This is a genomic window from Lichenihabitans psoromatis (assembly GCF_004323635.1).
Taxonomy (GTDB): domain Bacteria; phylum Pseudomonadota; class Alphaproteobacteria; order Rhizobiales; family Beijerinckiaceae; genus Lichenihabitans; species Lichenihabitans psoromatis.
In genome coordinates, this window is sequence record NZ_CP036515.1 from 2,926,941 (window position 1) to 2,944,508 (window position 17,568).

General features: G+C 63.2%; 14 protein-coding genes. 6 read left to right on the forward strand and 8 right to left on the reverse strand.

The annotated features are described in order from the left end of the window. Positions 1-114: 114 nt before the first annotated feature. From EY713_RS13580 to EY713_RS13600, 5 genes are all read left to right on the forward strand, one after another. Entirely contained in the window at positions 115-678 is a 564-nt protein-coding gene (locus EY713_RS13580; RefSeq protein WP_131115651.1) for a F0F1 ATP synthase subunit delta, read from the forward strand. Further along, on the forward strand, positions 678-2,207 hold the full coding sequence (gene atpA, locus EY713_RS13585) for a F0F1 ATP synthase subunit alpha (RefSeq protein WP_131115653.1): 1,530 nt from the start codon (positions 678-680) through the stop codon (positions 2,205-2,207). Before EY713_RS13580 ends, atpA begins: the two co-directional genes overlap by 1 nt. Positions 2,208-2,258: 51 nt before the next feature. After that, positions 2,259-3,137: a F0F1 ATP synthase subunit gamma gene (locus EY713_RS13590; RefSeq protein WP_131115655.1), complete on the forward strand. Its 879-nt coding sequence runs from the start codon at positions 2,259-2,261 to the stop codon at positions 3,135-3,137. A 22-nt stretch (positions 3,138-3,159) separates the two neighbouring features. Further along, positions 3,160-4,593, forward strand: coding sequence for a F0F1 ATP synthase subunit beta (atpD, locus tag EY713_RS13595; RefSeq protein ID WP_131115657.1), 1,434 nt, complete (start codon positions 3,160-3,162; stop codon positions 4,591-4,593). 77 nt (positions 4,594-4,670) lie between these two features. After that, complete coding sequence (locus EY713_RS13600) at positions 4,671-5,072, forward strand: F0F1 ATP synthase subunit epsilon (RefSeq protein WP_131115659.1); 402 nt, start codon at positions 4,671-4,673, stop codon at positions 5,070-5,072. Between the two features lie 60 nt (positions 5,073-5,132). Here EY713_RS13600 and EY713_RS13605 read toward each other — a convergent pair whose 3' ends face one another. Beyond that, positions 5,133-5,642 carry an RNA pyrophosphohydrolase gene (locus EY713_RS13605; RefSeq protein WP_131115661.1) on the reverse strand — a complete coding sequence of 170 codons (510 nt, stop codon included), beginning with the start codon at positions 5,640-5,642 and terminating at the stop codon, positions 5,133-5,135. A 100-nt stretch (positions 5,643-5,742) separates the two neighbouring features. Between EY713_RS13605 and EY713_RS13610 the strand changes: the two genes are divergently transcribed. Further along, positions 5,743-7,356 (forward strand): AMP-binding protein, encoded by a 1,614-nt coding sequence (locus tag EY713_RS13610; protein ID WP_131115663.1) that lies wholly within the window; start codon positions 5,743-5,745, stop codon positions 7,354-7,356. A gap of 6 nt (positions 7,357-7,362) precedes the next feature. Here EY713_RS13610 and EY713_RS13615 read toward each other — a convergent pair whose 3' ends face one another. The 7 genes from EY713_RS13615 to rimP all read right to left on the reverse strand — a co-directional run bounded on the left by EY713_RS13615 (position 7,363) and on the right by rimP (position 17,496). Further along, entirely contained in the window at positions 7,363-9,612 is a 2,250-nt protein-coding gene (locus EY713_RS13615) for a primosomal protein N' (RefSeq protein ID WP_131115665.1), read from the reverse strand. 10 nt (positions 9,613-9,622) lie between these two features. Beyond that, positions 9,623-10,564, reverse strand: a complete 942-nt coding sequence (gene truB, locus EY713_RS13620; protein ID WP_170314109.1) for a tRNA pseudouridine(55) synthase TruB — start codon at positions 10,562-10,564, stop codon at positions 9,623-9,625. A 128-nt stretch (positions 10,565-10,692) separates the two neighbouring features. After that, on the reverse strand, positions 10,693-11,112 hold the full coding sequence (gene rbfA, locus EY713_RS13625; protein ID WP_131115669.1) for a 30S ribosome-binding factor RbfA: 420 nt from the start codon (positions 11,110-11,112) through the stop codon (positions 10,693-10,695). A 95-nt stretch (positions 11,113-11,207) separates the two neighbouring features. Then, complete coding sequence (gene infB, locus EY713_RS13630) at positions 11,208-14,321, reverse strand: translation initiation factor IF-2 (protein ID WP_131115671.1); 3,114 nt, start codon at positions 14,319-14,321, stop codon at positions 11,208-11,210. 97 nt (positions 14,322-14,418) lie between these two features. Then, entirely contained in the window at positions 14,419-15,090 is a 672-nt protein-coding gene (locus EY713_RS13635; protein ID WP_131115673.1) for an RNA-binding protein, read from the reverse strand. A 10-nt stretch (positions 15,091-15,100) separates the two neighbouring features. Continuing rightward, positions 15,101-16,705: a transcription termination factor NusA gene (nusA, locus tag EY713_RS13640; RefSeq protein ID WP_131115675.1), complete on the reverse strand. Its 1,605-nt coding sequence runs from the start codon at positions 16,703-16,705 to the stop codon at positions 15,101-15,103. A gap of 53 nt (positions 16,706-16,758) precedes the next feature. Then, positions 16,759-17,496, reverse strand: coding sequence for a ribosome maturation factor RimP (gene rimP / locus EY713_RS13645; RefSeq protein ID WP_245572723.1), 738 nt, complete (start codon positions 17,494-17,496; stop codon positions 16,759-16,761). Positions 17,497-17,568: the final 72 nt, after the last annotated feature.

Here is a 17,568-nt window from a genome sequence, read left to right on the forward strand (position 1 = left end):
CTCGAAACATCGGCACAAGCCGCGATTTGTTGCGCTGATCGAGGCGGGGAAGAGGCACAAACGCCTCCGTCCGTCTTTGCTGATGTGCTCGTATTCATCGAGAGAGAGACCGACTTGGCCGCTGTCGAGACGATTGTTTCCGGAATGGCCGGCCGTTATGCCCTCGCGCTGTTCGATCTTGCGAAAGACAGCAATGCGATCGATCAGGTCGCGGGCGACCTCAACACGTTCGGGACGTTGATCGAGGAGAGCGCAGACCTGCAATTGCTGGTCCGCAGCCCGGTCTTTTCCGCCGATGAACAGACACGCGCTCTGCGCGAAATTCTGTCTCACGTCGGCATCAACGGCCTTGCGGCCAATTTTTTGAAGCTGGTGGCGTCCAAGCGTCGGCTCTTCGCCGTTCGCGGGATGATCGCCGACTATAACAAGCTGGTCGACGCCGATAAAAACGTGACCCGCGCGCAGATCACTGTCGCGGAACCGTTGTCCGACCAGCACCTCGCCGACTTGAAGGCCGCCCTGCACGATGTTACCGGCGGGCAGACCGTTGCGCTCGACGTCAACGTCGATCCCGAGATTCTGGGCGGCTTGATCGTCCGCCTCGGGAGCCGCATGGTCGACGGTTCGCTCAAGACAAAACTCAACACCTTACGCACCCGCATGAAAGAGGTCGGCTGATGGATATCCGCGCCGCTGAAATTTCCGACATCCTGAGGAAGGAAATCCAGAATTTCGGCAACGAAGCCGAAGTCACGGAAGTCGGCCAGGTTCTGTCCGTCGGCGACGGCATCGCGCGCGTCTATGGCTTGGACAACGTCCAGGCCGGTGAGATGGTCGAGTTCGAGAGCGGCGTGCGCGGCATGGCGCTGAACCTCGAGACCGACAACGTCGGTATCGTGATCTTCGGTAGCGATCGCGAGATCAAGGAAGGTCAGAACGTAAAGCGCACGGGATCCATCGTGGACGTGCCGGTCGGCAAGGGCTTGCTCGGCCGCGTGGTCGATGCGCTCGGCAATCCGATCGACGGGAAGGGCCCGATCCATTCGGATCGCCGCGCTCGCGTCGACGTCAAAGCGCCCGGCATCATTCCGCGTAAGTCGGTGAGCGAGCCGATGTCGACGGGCCTGAAGGCAGTCGACGCGCTTATCCCGGTCGGTCGTGGCCAGCGCGAACTGATCATTGGTGACCGTCAGACCGGCAAGACCGCGATCGCGCTCGATGCCATTCTGAACCAGAAGGCCGTCAACCAGACCGGTGACGAGAGCCAAAAGCTTTATTGCGTCTATGTGGCGATCGGTCAGAAGCGCTCCACCGTGGCGCAGTTCGTCAAGATCCTCGAAGAATATGGCGCGATGGAATATTCCATCGTGGTGGCCGCGACCGCGTCGGATCCGGCCCCGATGCAGTTCCTGGCGCCTTTCGCCGGTTGCGCCATGGGCGAATATTTCCGCGACAACGGCATGCACGCCTTGATCGTCTATGATGACTTGTCGAAGCAGGCTGTCGCCTATCGTCAAATGTCGCTGCTGCTGCGACGTCCGCCGGGCCGCGAAGCCTACCCGGGCGACGTCTTCTATCTCCACTCCCGCTTGCTCGAGCGCGCCGCGAAGCTGAACGAGGCGAACGGAAGCGGCTCGCTGACGGCGCTGCCCATCATCGAGACGCAGGCCAACGACGTGTCGGCCTATATTCCGACCAACGTGATCTCGATCACCGACGGCCAGATCTTCCTCGAAACCGATCTCTTCTACCAGGGCATTCGCCCTGCTGTGAACGTCGGTTTGTCGGTGTCGCGCGTCGGCTCTTCTGCGCAGACCAAGGCGATGAAGAAGGTAGCCGGCCGCATCAAGGGCGAGCTCGCGCAATATCGCGAGATGGCGGCTTTCGCGCAGTTCGGGTCCGATCTCGATGCGACGACGCAGCGTCTCCTCAACCGTGGTTCGCGCCTGACCGAGTTGCTGAAGCAGCCGCAATTCGCACCGCTGAAGATGGAAGAGCAGGTCTGCGTGATCTATGCGGGCGTGAACGGCTACCTCGATACGATGCCGGTCAATCGGGTTCGGGCGTTCGAGGACGGCCTTCTGGCTCTGCTTCGCACCAAGCATACCGATCTCCTCGATGCCATTCGCACCTCGAAAGACCTGTCGGATGCGTCGGCCGGTCAGTTGAAGAGCACCGTCGAGGCCTACACCAAAGCGTTTGCCTGAGGCGACGTCGCTCCGTTAGGGTCCGCACAAGCTCCAAGTCAGGTTTGACCTATGCCGTCCTTGAAAGACCTTCGAAACCGGATTTCGTCGGTCAAATCGACCCAGAAGATCACCAAGGCCATGCAGATGGTGGCGGCCGCGAAGTTGCGCCGCGCCCAGATGGCGGCTGAGGCGGCTCGCCCTTATGCCGAGCGGATGGAGCGTGTGCTCGCCAATCTGGCAAGTGGGATCGGGCAGGGCACGCAGGCGCCGGCGTTGTTGGCCGGGAACGGCCGTGACCAGACGCATCTGCTTCTCGTTTGCACCGCCGAACGAGGCCTATGCGGAGCGTTCAATTCGTCGATCGTTCGTCTGGCGCGCGAGCATGCCAATCGGCTCACGGCCGAAGGCAAGACCGTGAAGATGATCTGCGTTGGCAAGAAGGGGTTCGATCAACTCCGTCGCCAATTCGAGCAGCAGATCCTCGAGGTCATCGATCTGCGCGACGTGAAGCGGCTTGCCTTCGTCAATGCCGATCCGATCGTCCGTAAGGTGATCGGGATGTTCGAGGCAGGCGAGTTCGACGTTTGCACGCTGTTCTTCTCGCGGTTCAAGTCGGTCATCAGCCAGATCCCGACCGCACTGCGGCTGATTCCGGCGGAAATCCCGGTGGGTTCGGATCAGACCCCGCTTGCGGCCGCTTACGAATATGAGCCGGACGAAAGCGACATTCTCGACGCGCTTCTGCCGCGCAACATCGCGGTGCAGATCTTCCGGGCGCTGCTCGAAAATGCCGCGTCCGAGCAGGGTGCGCGGATGAGCGCCATGGACAATGCGACCCGCAATGCGGGCGATATGATCAAACGCCAGACGCAGACCTACAACAGGTCGCGCCAGGCCATGATCACCAAGGAATTGATCGAGATTATTTCGGGCGCTGAGGCGCTCTGAAACCAGGGGTGAGGACCAATTTATGGCCATTGAAGGCACCAACAAGGTCGTTGGCCACATCACGCAGGTGATTGGCGCGGTTATTGACGTCAAGTTCGATGGCCACCTGCCCGAGATCCTGAACGCGCTCGAGACGTCGAACAATGGCAATCGCCTCGTTCTCGAAGTCGCTCAGCACCTTGGCGAAAACACCGTCCGTTGCATCGCGATGGATATTTCCGAGGGTCTGACCCGCGGGCAGGAAGTGACCGACACGGGCGCGCCCATCATGGTGCCGGTCGGGGTCGGAACGCTCGGCCGGATCATCAACGTCATCGGCGAGCCGGTCGACGAAGCCGGCCCGGTCGTCTCGTCCGGTCTTCGGGCAATTCATCAGCCCGCTCCGTCCTATGCCGAGCAGGCGACCGACGCTCAGATCCTCGAGACGGGCATCAAGGTCGTCGATCTCTTGGCACCCTATGCGAAGGGCGGTAAGATCGGCCTCTTCGGCGGCGCCGGCGTCGGCAAAACGGTGTTGATCATGGAGTTGATCAACAATGTGGCCAAGGCGCATGGTGGCTATTCGGTGTTCGCCGGCGTGGGTGAGCGCACGCGCGAAGGCAATGACCTCTATCACGAGATGATCGAAGGCGGCGTCAACAAGGCGGGCGGCGGCGAAGGCTCGAAATGTGCTCTCGTCTATGGCCAGATGAACGAGCCGCCAGGCGCCCGCGCCCGTGTGGCGCTCACCGGCCTGACGGTCGCTGAGGATTTCCGCGACAAGGGCCAGGACGTGCTGTTCTTCGTCGATAACATCTTCCGCTTCACCCAAGCGGGTTCGGAAGTGTCGGCGCTGCTCGGACGTATCCCGTCGGCGGTGGGCTACCAGCCGACGCTGGCGACCGATATGGGCATGTTGCAGGAGCGTATCACCACCACTAACAAGGGATCGATCACGTCGGTTCAGGCCATTTACGTTCCGGCCGACGATTTGACCGATCCGGCACCTGCCACGTCCTTCGCGCATTTGGATGCGACCACCGTTCTGTCGCGTTCGATTGCCGAAAAGGGCATCTATCCGGCCGTCGATCCGCTCGACTCGACCTCACGGATGCTGTCGCCGCTCGTCGTCGGTGAAGAGCATTACAACATCGCGCGTCAGGTTCAGCAGGTGTTGCAGCGCTACAAGGCTTTGCAGGACATCATCGCGATTCTCGGGATGGATGAATTGTCGGAAGAGGACAAGATCGCGGTCGCTCGCGCGCGCAAGATCGAACGTTTCCTGTCGCAGCCATTCCATGTGGCCGAAATCTTCACGGGTGCACCGGGCAAGCTCGTGTCGTTGGCCGATACGATCAAGGGCTTCAAGGGTCTGGTTGAGGGTAAGTACGACCACCTGCCGGAAGCTGCCTTCTACATGGTCGGCACGATCGAAGAGGCTGTCGAGAAGGCTGAGCGTCTTTCGAAGGCGGCCTGATTTCGCTTCTTTGCCCTATGTCGCGCCTTAGGGTCGCGACATAACGGCGGCGGCCGAGATCCGCATGGGAACATAATATGGCAACTTTTTCGTTCGAACTCGTCTCCCCCGAGCGGTTGCTGTTCGCGGGTGACGTGGAATCCGTCGTCGTTCCGGGCACCGAGGGTGAGTTCACGGTTCTGAAAGACCATGCTCCGCTCATGTCGACGCTGAAGCCGGGCGTCGTGACGATCGTGGAAGCCGGAGCAAAGCAGTCGCAGCTTTTCGTGCGCGGCGGATTTGCCGACGTCAATCCGGCTGGCCTGACCATTCTGGCCGAGACGGCTGTTCCGTTGACCGAATTGAACGCATCGACGCTCGATGCCGAAGTCAAAGCTGCGGAGACCGAGGTCGCCGATGCGACGAGCGACGAAGGTCGTCGGCTCGCGCATGAAAAGCTCGATCAAGTTCGCGAGCTTCGGGCCGCAATGTCGCTCTGACCTCGAGTCCCTTATCGAAGCCGATCGGCCGTCGCTCCGAGCGGCGGCCTTTTTTGTTGGTCAGACCGGCACCGCAAAACGGCTGAACGCCGCGACGACCCGCTCATAATTCGCTCGCTTATGCGGCATCACTTTGGCCGGCAAAGACGCAAGAGGGAGCCAAGCCCAGTCGAAGAACTCGGGTCGGACGCCCCCGATCGGATCGAGAACGTCGATTTTGCTTTCATCCCCCGTGAACCGAAACGCCACCCATCGTTGCGTCTGGCCCCGGAAGGCGCAGAGGTGGTGCCATGGCCCGTCGTAAGCAGGAAAGTCATACGGCCACCACTCGTCCGTCGCGGCCAGGAAGTCGGCGTCGCCGATGCTGGTCTCTTCCATCAACTCGCGTCGGGCTGCCGCCACGAGATCCTCGCCGGGGTCGATACCGCCTTGCGGCATCTGCCATTCGAAATCACCCCGCACTGTTTCCGGTCCATCCCCACGGCTACGACCCGCGAAAACGAGACCGGCTCGATTGAACAGAGCGATGCCGGCGTTCGGGCGATAGGGAAGGTCGGGTTGCGGGCTCATCAAACTCCACCGGTGATCGTTCTTATCGAAAGGGGCAAGCGAACAGCTCGGCCCTATTGCTGCATTGCACTATGACGGAATTCGGGGCAGAACACGAGGCATGGATCTTCCTGACCTTCGGGATTATCACCGGCTCCGCCAGGGTTTCGGCTGGCACCTTCCCGCGCGCTATAACATCGGCGTCGATGTGTGCGATCGCTGGGCTGCGCTCGAGCCGGATCGTCCCGCGATCATCGACGTGGTGCGGGGGCAGATCAGCCCGGTCAGCTATGGCGCTCTGCGGGATCGCTCGAACCGGCTGGCCAATCTGCTGCGGCGGCTCGGTATCGGCACAGGAGATCGTGTTGCGATCCTGCTTCCGCAGGGCTCCGATGTCGTCGTCGCGCATGTGGCGACTTATAAAATCGGCGCAATCGCGCTGCCGTTGGCCCCGGTCTTCGGGCCCGATGGACTCTTTTATCGCCTCGACAACGCGGGCGCGGCAGCCTGCGTCACGGACGCGGCGGGGGTCCAGAAGATCGCGCCTTTGCGTGCCTCCTTGCCCGCGTTGCACGCCATCCTGTCGACCGATGGAGCCGACGGATCCGCCATCGGACTACCGGCCGCGATGGAGCGGGAAAGCAGTTTTTTCGATCCTGTCCCGACCGGCCCGGACGATCCTGCTCTCATGATCTACACGTCAGGCACGACCGGACAGCCGAAAGGCGCGTTGCACGGTCATCGCGTGCTGCTCGGCCATCTGCCGGGTGTTCGGTTCAGCCACGAGTTTCTGCCGCAGCGCGACGATGTGATGTGGACGCCGGCCGATTGGGCCTGGGCCGGCGGCTTGTTGAATGCCCTGCTGCCAAGCCTCCACTATGGCGTTCCGGTGGTGGCGCGGGCCTTCGACAAGTTCGATCCGGACGAGGCCTGGCGCTTGATGGCGGACCTGAAGGTCCGCAATGCGTTCATCCCGCCGACTGCGTTGCGGATGCTTGGCCTCGCCATGCCGCCGCCATCGTCACGGCCGACCTTGCGGACCGTCACCTCGGCGGGAGAGGCGCTCGGCGCCGAAATCGTAGCATGGGGCCTCGAGGCGTTCGGGCTCAGCATCAACGATGTCTATGGTCAAACCGAATGTAATTACGTGCTCGCGTCGTGTGCGGCGATCGGTATCGACAAGCGCGGCGCGATCGGCCGTGCGGTGCCCGGGCATGACGTCGCCGTGATCCGTGACGACGGGTCGGTCTGCGAGCCTGGTGAGGTCGGCGAGATCGCGGTGAGATCACCCGATCCGGCCATGTTTTTGCGCTATTGGAACAAACCGACCGCCACAGCTGCCAAGTTCAGAGGCTCGTGGATGATCACGGGGGACCGGGCATCCGCAGACCACCAGGGCTACGTGACGTTCCAGGGCCGCGACGACGATATCATCACATCGTCTGGATACCGGATTGGGCCGGCCGAAATTGAAACCTGCCTGCGCCAGCACCCGGCCGTGGCAGAGGCAGCGGCCGTCGGCAAACCGGACCCGATACGGACAGAAATCGTGAAAGCCTTCATCGTGTTACGACCGGGTGTTGAAGCGTCCTCTTCGCTCGAGGCCGATATTCGAGACTTCGTTCGACATCGGCTCTCGGCGCATGAATATCCGCGCGAGATCGCTTTCGTCCTGCTACTCCCGATGACCCCGACCGGCAAGGTGATGCGCCGGGTGCTTCGCGAGCGGGGCTGACGACGCTTAGAGGAAGCTCTGCGGATCGACGTCGACGTTGACCGTGACATTGCCGCGCGGGCGAGGCGCCGCCTTCAGGGTTCGGCGCAGAAAGCCTTGCAGATCGATCGATCGGGCGGTTTTGACCAGCAGGCGAAAGCGGTAGCGACCCCGCACCATGGCGAGAGGTGCTTCGGCCGGGCCGAGCACGAGCAGCGTGCCGCGTTCAACACCCGTGCGAAGCTGATCCGCTTCGGAGAGAGCGGCGCGCGCGAGGGCGCGGGCATGAGTTTCGGCGGCATGGCGGTCCGTCCCCGACACGATGACGGCTGCGAGGCGCCCGAAGGGGGGCAGTTCCGCATCCTGACGGGACGCGATCTCCGAGGCGTAGAACCGCTCCGTATCGCCGGACAACAAGGCTCGGATCACGGGATGACCGGGTTGGAAGGTCTGGATCATGCCGCGTCCCGGGGCATCCCCTCGTCCGGCGCGGCCTGTGACCTGCTGCAGCATCTGGAACGTTCGTTCAGCGGCGCGAGGGTCGCCGTTGGAAAGGCCGACATCGGCATCGATGACCCCGACGAGCGTCAACCGGGGGAAATGATGACCTTTGGCGACGAGCTGCGTTCCGATGATGATATCGACATCGCCCTCTGCAATGGCTGCGAGTTCCTCGCGTAGCTTGGCGGCCCCACCCGGAAAGTCCGATGACAGTAGCAGCGTCTTGGCGTCTGGGAATTGGGCTTGGACGTTTTCGGCAAGCCGTTCGACCCCCGGGCCGCAGGCAACGAGCGAGTCGACCGCATCGCATTCAGGGCAATGTTTCGGTCTTGGCTCCTGATGGCCGCAATGGTGGCACACGAGAGCGCCGCGAAAGCGGTGCTCGACCAGCCAAGCCGAGCATTGTGGGCAGCGAAGACGATGACCACAGGTTCGGCAGAGTGTCAGGGGCGCATAACCGCGGCGGTTCAGGTAGAGCAACGTCTGCTGACCAGCCGCATGGGTGGCCTGCATCGCTTCGACCAGTGGCGGCGCGATCCACTGGCCGCGTGGCGGCGGCGTGGTCCTGAGGTCGATCGCGCTGAGCATCGGCAAGGCGCGTCCGCCGAAGCGGGTCGGCAGTCTGAGATGGCGGTAGCGTCCGCGTTCGGCGTTGACGCGTGTTTCGACCGACGGCGTTGCCGAGGCCAGAATAACGGGAATATTCTCGAGCTGCCCGCGCACGACCGCCATGTCGCGCGCGTGATAGGTGACGCCGTCTTCTTGCTTATAGGCGGCCTCATGCTCCTCATCGACCACGATGAGGCCGAGGTCGGCGAAGGGCAGAAAGAGGCTCGACCGGGCGCCGGCCACGACCCTGACCTCGCCACTCGCGACGCCGGACCAGATTCGAGTGCGTCGCTTGCCTCCGATCTCCGAATGCCATTCCGCGGGTGGAACCCCGAAGCGGGCCGCAAACCGCCCGATGAACTGAGACGTCAAAGCGATTTCAGGCAGGAGGATCAGCACCTGCCGCCCTGCCGCGATGGTGGCCGCGACGGCCTCGAAATAGACATCGGTCTTTCCAGCGCCCGTCACGCCATCGAGGAGCGAGACGCTGAAGGCTTTGGCGGCGATTGCCTCGCGCAACGCCTCGGCGGCTTGCTCCTGTCCCGCGTCGAGCCGATGTCCGGCAAAAGTCGGGTCCGGGGGCAGGGCAACCGGCTTGGGTGGCAGGGCCTCGGAGAGCAACACTCCGTCGGCGGCGAGCGCCTCGATCACAATGGCGCTGCACTGGGCCGCAAGCGAAAGGGCAGCTTTCGACAGCGGCTCCTCGGCCGCAAGGGCATCGAGCACACGGGACCGCGCCGGCGTCGAGCGTGTCACCAACGTGCCTGAGCGGCGATAGCCGAGCCGGATCGGGTCCGGTTTGCTCTCGTCGAGCCGCCGCGTCACCATGCGAAGCACCAGCCCGCGCGGCGTAAGCGTCCAGCGTGCGACCCAATCGACAAGGTCGCGCAAGGGTTTCGCGATCGGTGCGACCGGGAAGCGGGCCACGACCTGTTTGAGGTTCGCGCCACCGGCTGGCGTGGCGCTGCTTTCCCACACGACGCCGAAGACGGGCCGCGTGCCGAGCGGAACCTCGACCACATCGCCGAGATCGAGCCGCAGCCCGGCCGGTACGCGATACGAATAGGCTTGGTCGATACCGACCGGAATCAGGACGTCCACGACGGTTGGATCGACGCGGTTCGGGTGGCCTTCGTCTGAAGCGGGGTCGCGATCGTCCCCGTCCATGTCGGTGGCCTTAGAAGCGAAGGTTGAACACGCGATGGGGAACCAGCGCACCCTGTTCGACAGGGCCGAACGCTACGACAACGCCGCCACAGGTCGCATAGGCGATGCCATCCGACGGTGCATCCCGGCCGAGCAGAAGAAGGCTTTGACCGCGACGGAGCTGAGCCGCCGAATCCCGGTTGATCGCCACATGCGGCACGTCGCTGAGGCCCGCCTCGACCGGCATCAAGAAGCTGGCGAGATCCGCGCCTTCGGCTTCGAGATCCGCCAGTTGAGCCGCATGCGACTCATAAAGTGGGCCGACGCGGGTCCGGCGAAGGGCCGTGACATGGCCGAAGCAACCCAAGGCCTCGCCAAGATCACGCGCGATCGCACGCACATAGGTGCCCTTGCCGCATTTCGCTTCGAACACGGCCTCGCCGTCTCCGAACGTGACGAGATCGAGCGCATGAACCGTGATCGGGCGTGGCGGCAACTCGACCGTCTCCCCATCGCGCGCGCGGTCGTAAGCCCGCTCGCCATTGACCTTGATGGCCGAATAGGCCGGAGGGCGCTGCATGAGAACCCCAGTGAACGACGGCAGCAACGCCTCGATGGCCTCGCGGGTCGGGCGTGCGTCCGAGGTCGCGATCACGCGTCCTTCGGTATCGTCGGTGTCGGTCTGGCTGCCCCATTGCACGCGGAAACGATAGGCCTTTTCGCCATCCTGAACGAACGGCACGGTCTTTGTGGCTTCGCCGAACGCGACCGGAAGCAGGCCGGACGCCAACGGATCGAGGGTTCCGGCGTGACCCGCCTTCTTTGCATTGAAGATCCGCTTCAGACGGCTGACCGCGTGGGTCGACGTCATGCCGATCGGCTTATCCAGCACGAGCCAGCCATTGACCTCACCGCGCTTTTGGCGCTGCGGGCGGGGCTCGACCTGCGGGGTCGCGAGGATGGGGTCGGACATGGCGGCAGAAAGGGTCATGGATGAAAACTGATCACTCTTCGATGATGAAAAAAAGACCCGCCGTCTGGCGAGAGAAGGCTTGAGCCGAAGGGGAACCGCGCAAAGCGGATGCGGCGATAGATCGATATTTAGGCCGGATCTTGGTCGTCGTCGCCGAGGACCGAGAGATCCCGTTGCACTTCCGGCGAGGCCAGGATCGCGTCGATGCGCGACGACTTTTCGAAGCTCTCGTCGGCCCGAAAGCGGAGCTCCGGCGCGTAACGCAGGTTGATCTTATGCGCTAATTCGGTCCGCAGCAGCTTCTTGTTCTTGTCGAGGGCCGTCAAAACCTTGTCGAGATCCTTGCCCCCGAGCGGCATGACGAATGCGGTCGCAAGTTTGAGGTCGGGTGACATGCGAACTTCGGGAACCGAAATCACGTGAACGTCGAGCACCGGATCGGTGATGACGCCGCGTGACAAGACTTCGGCCAACGCGTGACGCACGGCCTCGCCCACCCGCAGCATCCGCTGCGAGGGTTCCGATGCTGACTGCTTCACATTCGCCATGTCGTGACTCTCAAAAAATCGATGGTTGGATGCCCCTAAATGCGTGAGGCCGCATCACCAGGATGCGGCCTCATCCATAAACCCAGGCCGTCGTGTCAGAGGTAACGCTTCTCCGAGTGAACGAGGTAGCACTCGATCACGTCGTTTTGGCGCATATCCTGGTAGCTTTCGAAAGCCATACCGCATTCCTGGCCTGCCACGACATCCTTCACTTCGTCCTTGAAGCGCTTGAGCGTCGAGAGCTTGCCTTCGTGAACCACGACGTTGTCGCGGATCAAGCGGACATGAGCGCCGCGCTGAACCGTGCCATCCGTGACACGGCAACCCGCGACCTTGCCGACCTTCGAGATGTTGAACACCTCGAGGATCTGAGCATTGCCCAGCATTTCTTCGCGCAGCGTCGGCGCGAGCATGCCAGACATCGCCGCCTTCACGTCATCCACGAGGTTGTAGATGATGTTGTAGTAGCGGACCTCGATACCGACCTGCTCGGCCAGCGAGCGAGCTTCCTTGTGGGCGCGGACGTTGAAGCCCAGCACGACGGCGTTCGATGCCTCCGCCAAGGTGACGTCCGATTCCGTGATGCCGCCGACCCCGGCGTGAACCACGCGGGCCGTGACTTCGTCGGTCCCGAGCTTCTCGAGCGTCGCCATGATGGCTTCGACCGAACCCTGCACATCGCCCTTGATGACGAGCGGAAATTCCTTGCGGCCCGCCGTCTTCAACTGGCTCATCATGTCGGCCAAGGAGCCGCGCACCGAACCACCGCGCGCCGCAAGCTTTTCCCGCTTCTGGCGTTCACGATATTCGGTGATCTCGCGGGCTCGTGCCTCGGACTCGACGACCGCGACACGATCGCCGGCATCGGGTGCACCCGAGAAGCCAAGGACTTCCACCGGAAGCGACGGACCCGCCGACGTCACGGTATTGCCCTGGTCATCGATCAGCGCGCGAACGCGACCCGATTGAGAGCCGGCCACGATCAGATCGCCCACCTTCAGGGTTCCGCGCTGCACCAGCACGGTCGCCACGGGACCACGACCCTTGTCGAGCCGTGCCTCGATCACGGTGCCTTCAGCGGCGCGTTCCGGGTTGGCGCGCAAATCGAGCAACTCGGCCTGCAGCTCGATTCCTTCGAGCAGCTTGTCGAGGTTGATCTTCTTGGTGGCCGACACTTCGACTTCGAGCGTATCGCCACCCATCGTCTCGGTCTGCACGTCATATTGCAGCAATTCCGCACGGACCCGCTCGGGCTTCGCGTCATTCTTGTCGATCTTGTTGATCGCCACGATGATCGGAACGCCCGCCGCTTGGGCATGCGCGATCGCTTCAGCCGTTTGCGGCATGACGCCGTCGTCGGCTGCCACGACCAGCACGACGATATCGGTCACTTTGGCGCCGCGCGCCCGCATCGCCGTAAAGGCCGCATGGCCAGGCGTATCGATGAAGGTAATCGGCTTGCCGCCCGGTGCGATGACCTGATAGGCGCCGATATGCTGGGTGATGCCACCTGCCTCGCCCGACACGACATTCTTATGCCGGATCGCATCCAGCAGCGACGTCTTGCCGTGATCGACGTGACCCATGATCGTGACCACGGGCGGACGCGGCAACAGGTTGGTATCCTCGTCCGGAATGTCGAACAGGCCGTCTTCGACGTCCGATTCAGCGACGCGGCGAACCGTGTGGCCCATTTCCTCAGCCAGCAATTGCGCCGTATCCGCGTCGATCACATCGGTGATCTTCAGCATCTGACCTTGCTTCATTAGCAAGCGGACGACATCGACACCACGCTCGGACATGCGATTGCCGAGCTCTTGGATCGTGATCGTCTCTGGCAGCACGATCTCGCGCGACAGCTTCTCCTTCGGCTCGGCTCCGAAACCCTTGAGTCGCTGCGTTCGACGACGAAACGCTGCGATCGAGCGTGTCCGATCCTCTTCCTCGGAGGTCGCGCTGGTCACGGTCAGACGGCCACGATTGCGCGGATCCGCGCCACGCGTTGGTTTGGGCGGCAGCACGACCTTGGTCGGCATAGCAGGGCGAAGCAGGCGACGTGCTGCGCTCTCCTCCTCGGCCGTGCGCGGCGCGCCGGTCGCCGTCAACGTCTTGCGGACGCCGGACGCATCCGTGGTCACGCTGCGGCGCTTGGCTTCCTCTTCGGATTTGCGCTTGGCCTCCGTCTCGATCGCCCGTCGCGCATCTTCTTCACGCTTGCGGACCTCGGCGGCTTCCCGCTCGACCTTTTCGATCACTTCGCGTTCGGCGCGCAGGATCGCGTCGGCCTCGGCACGGCGACGATCTTCTTCCTCACGGGACTTCGCACCGATGAGGGCGCGGGCGCGGGCCTCACGCTCTTCCTCGGTCAGGGTTCGCAACACGACACCCGTCTGCGGACGGCCGGGCGTCGCCGGGCGACCCTGCGGACCGGCGGTCGGGCGAGCCGGTGCCGGGGCTGCAGCCGGACGAGCCTGCTGCGCACTATTGGCAGAGCCGGAGCGGAACGGCTGCCCCGATTGCGGCCGGGTGGTGGCTTGCGGAGCGCGGCTCGGGGCCGCGGCGGCGGGACGGCTCGCTTGCGACGGCGACACTGCGGGCCGGGGCGCAACCACCGGGGCTGCAGGGCGGGCGACTGCGACGGGGGCGGTCACGACCGGCGCTTCGACAACCGGCGTGGCCACAGGCGCTTCGGCCACGGGCTCGGCCTTCGCCGGGGTCACGGCAGGAGCGGGCGATGCAACGACGGCGGGTGCCACCGCAACAGGCGCCGCAGCGGCTGGCGCCGCAACGACAGGCGCAGGTGCGTCCGCAGGCTGTGCAGCTTCGGTCTCTCGCCGCTTTGCCTCACGTGCCGCATCGTCTCGGATCTTGACGTCACGCGCCTGGGCGTCGCGCAATTGCGCCTCGCGCAGCGCCTCTCGAACCTGGGCCTCGCGGGCCGACGGCTCACGCGCCGGGGCTGGTGCAGCCGCAACGGTTGCTTCTCGGGGCGCGACGGGCGCCTGGACCGGAGCCGCCGAAACCTCGCGCTGGGGAGCCTCGCCCGGACCGGACACCCGACGCTTCACCTTCTCGACCACGACCTGCTTGGTGCGGCCATGCGAAAAGCTTTGGCGAACAGTTCCCTGCTCAGCCGGCCGCTTCAACGACAAGGTCTTGGTCGGAGCAACGGTCAAAGTCTTTTCGCCGGCGTTATTCGGTTCACTCATTAGTCAAACGTCCCAAGGGCCTTGCCCAGCCACTAACCCGAATGTGCGGAAACGACTGTCCGCCGATCAATTTGTTGCGGAGCAGGTCCGCCACGGTCTAAGTCTCGTTTAAAGCCGCGTTGCCCGACGTCTCGGCCGCCCCATTCGGGCTCGCTCCGCGAAAACGCTCTAGCCGAGCCGCGCGCGTGAAAAACGCATCGCTGACCCCGCCTGTCAGAAGACCAGCGTGTATCACATTTGAGCGTCCCAGTGCCAAATCCAATTGGCTGGACACAAAGATTTGTACACGGGCCATCTTATCCCGGCGGTCGCCAATTGCTCGGCGAGCCGCAGCCTCGATTTTTCTTACGCCGTCCGCACTCCCATCAGCCGCATGGATCAGTCCCGCAAGAGCGTTCCTGGCCAGCGCCGTCTCAACCTTCATCGAACCAGCCACGACCTGACCGGCCTTATTCGCAAACGCAAGAGCTTGCAAGGCATCGCGTTGGAGCAAGTCGTCGACCTGCTCCACCAAAGGCGACGCAAATCGCATCTCCTGCTTGAACGCCCGCGTGAAAGACTTGCGTTTCACGGCGAGCGCCACAGTCTCGGCATCCGCCAGGACCCAGGCCCCACGGCCTGGAAGCTTGGCGCGGATATCCGGCACCACGCAGCTGTCCGGCCCGACCACAAAACGGATCAGCCCCGAGGGATCCCCCTTCTGACGTGTGACGATACAGGTCCGCTCAGGGCCTTTTTCATCCCCAAGCGTGTCTGCATCGTCTTCCATGTCAACGTCTTTACTGCTGCTCAGTTTCCGCTTCCAGTTCTTCTTGTTGTTCGTCGTCCGCAGGCGCGGCCGCCTCGACCCAGCCGGCGAGGACTCGGGCCTCCATGATCATGGCTTCGGCATCTTCCTTCGAGAGTTCGAAGTCATCGAGATAACCAGCGTTGCGGATGGTTTCACCATCCTTACGCTCGGTCCAACCGACGAGATCATCCGTCGCACAGCCGGCGAAATCTTCCACAGACTTCACGTCGATCTCGCCAAGCTTCACCAGCATGGCGGATGTGACGCCGTTGATCTGCTTCAACTCGTCCGACACGCCGAGCTCGCGGCGCTTGCTGTCGAACTCTTCTTCGATTCGCGACAAGTAATCGCGAGCGCGTGTCTGGATTTCCAACGCCGTCTCTTCGTCGAAACCCTCGATCGAGCTGACTTCGTCCGGCTCGACGAAAGCGATTTCCTCGACGGTTCGGAACCCTTCCGACGCCAACAGCTGGCCCACGACTTCGTCGACGTCGAGCGCCTCCATGAACAGGGTCGTGCGCGTCAGGAACTCCTTCTGTCGGCGCTCGGATTCTTCCGCCTCGGTCAGGATGTCGATATCCCAGCCGGTCAGCTGCGAGGCGAGGCGAACGTTCTGTCCACGACGCCCGATCGCAAGGGAGAGTTGGTCATCGGGGACCACAACTTCAATGCGCGAGGAATCCTCGTCGAGCACGACCTTGACGACTTCGGCCGGCTGAAGCGCGTTGACGATGAAGGTCGCCGAATCGACCGACCACGGAATAATGTCGATCTTCTCGCCTTGCAGCTCGTTCACGACGGCCTGCACGCGCGAACCCCGCATACCGACGCAGGCGCCGACCGGATCGATCGACGAGTCGCGCGACGTCACACCGATCTTGGCGCGCGAGCCGGGATCACGCGCAACCGCCTTGATCTCGATGATGCCGTCGTAAATTTCCGGCACTTCTTGGGTGAAGAGCTTCGCCATAAACTGCGGATGGGTGCGCGACAGGAAGATCTGCGGCCCGCGCTGCTCGCGGCGCACATCGTAGACATAAGCGCGAATGCGGTCGCCAGGGCGAAACATTTCGCGCGGGATCATCTCGTCCCGCCGCACGATCGCTTCGCCGCGCCCGAGATCGATGACGACGTTGCCATATTCGACGCGCTTGACGATGCCGTTGACGATATCGCCGATGCGCTCCTTGTATTCGTCATACTGACGGTCGCGCTCTGCCTCCCGCACCTTCTGGACGATGACCTGCTTGGCCGACTGAGCCGCGATACGGCCAAAGTCGAACGGGGGCAGCGTCTCCGAGATCCAATCGCCGACCTGTGCGGCAGGGTTCTTGCGGCGCGCATCGTCGAGCGTGATGTGGATCGCGTCATTTTCGACCTCGTCGACCACGAGCAGCAGGCGCGAGAAGCGAATTTCGCCGGTCTTTGGATTGATCTCGGCCCGAACTTCCGTCTCTTGGCCGTAGCGCGACCGAGCCGCCTTCTGCATCGCGTCTTCCATCGAGGCCAGCACGATCTGCCGGTCGATCGACTTCTCGCGGGCGACCGCGTCGGCGATCTGCAGCAGTTCCAGTCTATTGGCGCTGACGGCCATTCAAATCACTCCTCGAAAGATAGAGTCGGGTTAAATTGGTTACGTGCGGCGGATCAGCGGCGCTTGAGCGTTTTGATACCAGCCGGAATGACAGGTTTGGCTTTGTTGCGAGCAGCGAACCGACCCGGGCCGCGCTTGGTTGCTTCGCCCGTAGCGGCGGCGGGTTTTGGCTCCACCTCGTCCGGCGCGTCGGTTTCAGGCTCCTCCTCGCGCTGGCCGCGCAAGGAGTCGCGGATGAGATCGTCCGTCAGGACCAGACGCGCATCATCGAGATCCGCCAGCGGCAGATAGACTTCGGCGGGATCACCCGGCTTGGCATCAAGCCGCGTCAACGTGAGCTTACCGCCCCCGACGGCCGTCAGGATCCCGCGAAACCGTCGCCGCCCATCGAGTGCGACCGCGAGTTCGACTTTGGCCTCATGCCCAAGGGCGCGCTGAAAATCGGAGACGCGAACCAGCGGTCGGTCGATGCCCGGAGAGGACACCTCCAGCCGGTAGGCGCCTGAGATCGGTTCGTCGAGGTCGAGGACCGGCGAGATCGCCTTGCTGGCCTGCTCGCAATCCTCGATCGTCATGGTTCCATCCGTGCGCTCGGCCATGATCTGAAGCGTCGCATCGGGCCCTGACGAGAGTTTGACGCGGACGAGCCGTAAAGCGAAATCGGCCAGAACGGGCTCGATGGCGCGGGCCACGCGTGCGGCCGCACCCGTTTCGGTGCTGAGCCGCGGTTCATCCAGCGGTGCCTCGATAAGGGCGGTCGCGCCCGGAGCCGGGTATGTGGGATCGGTCAAGATGTCCAACCTCGAAGAGACTGCATCGTCAGGATGATTTGTGGGATTGGTTGACCGAGCGAACGATAACCA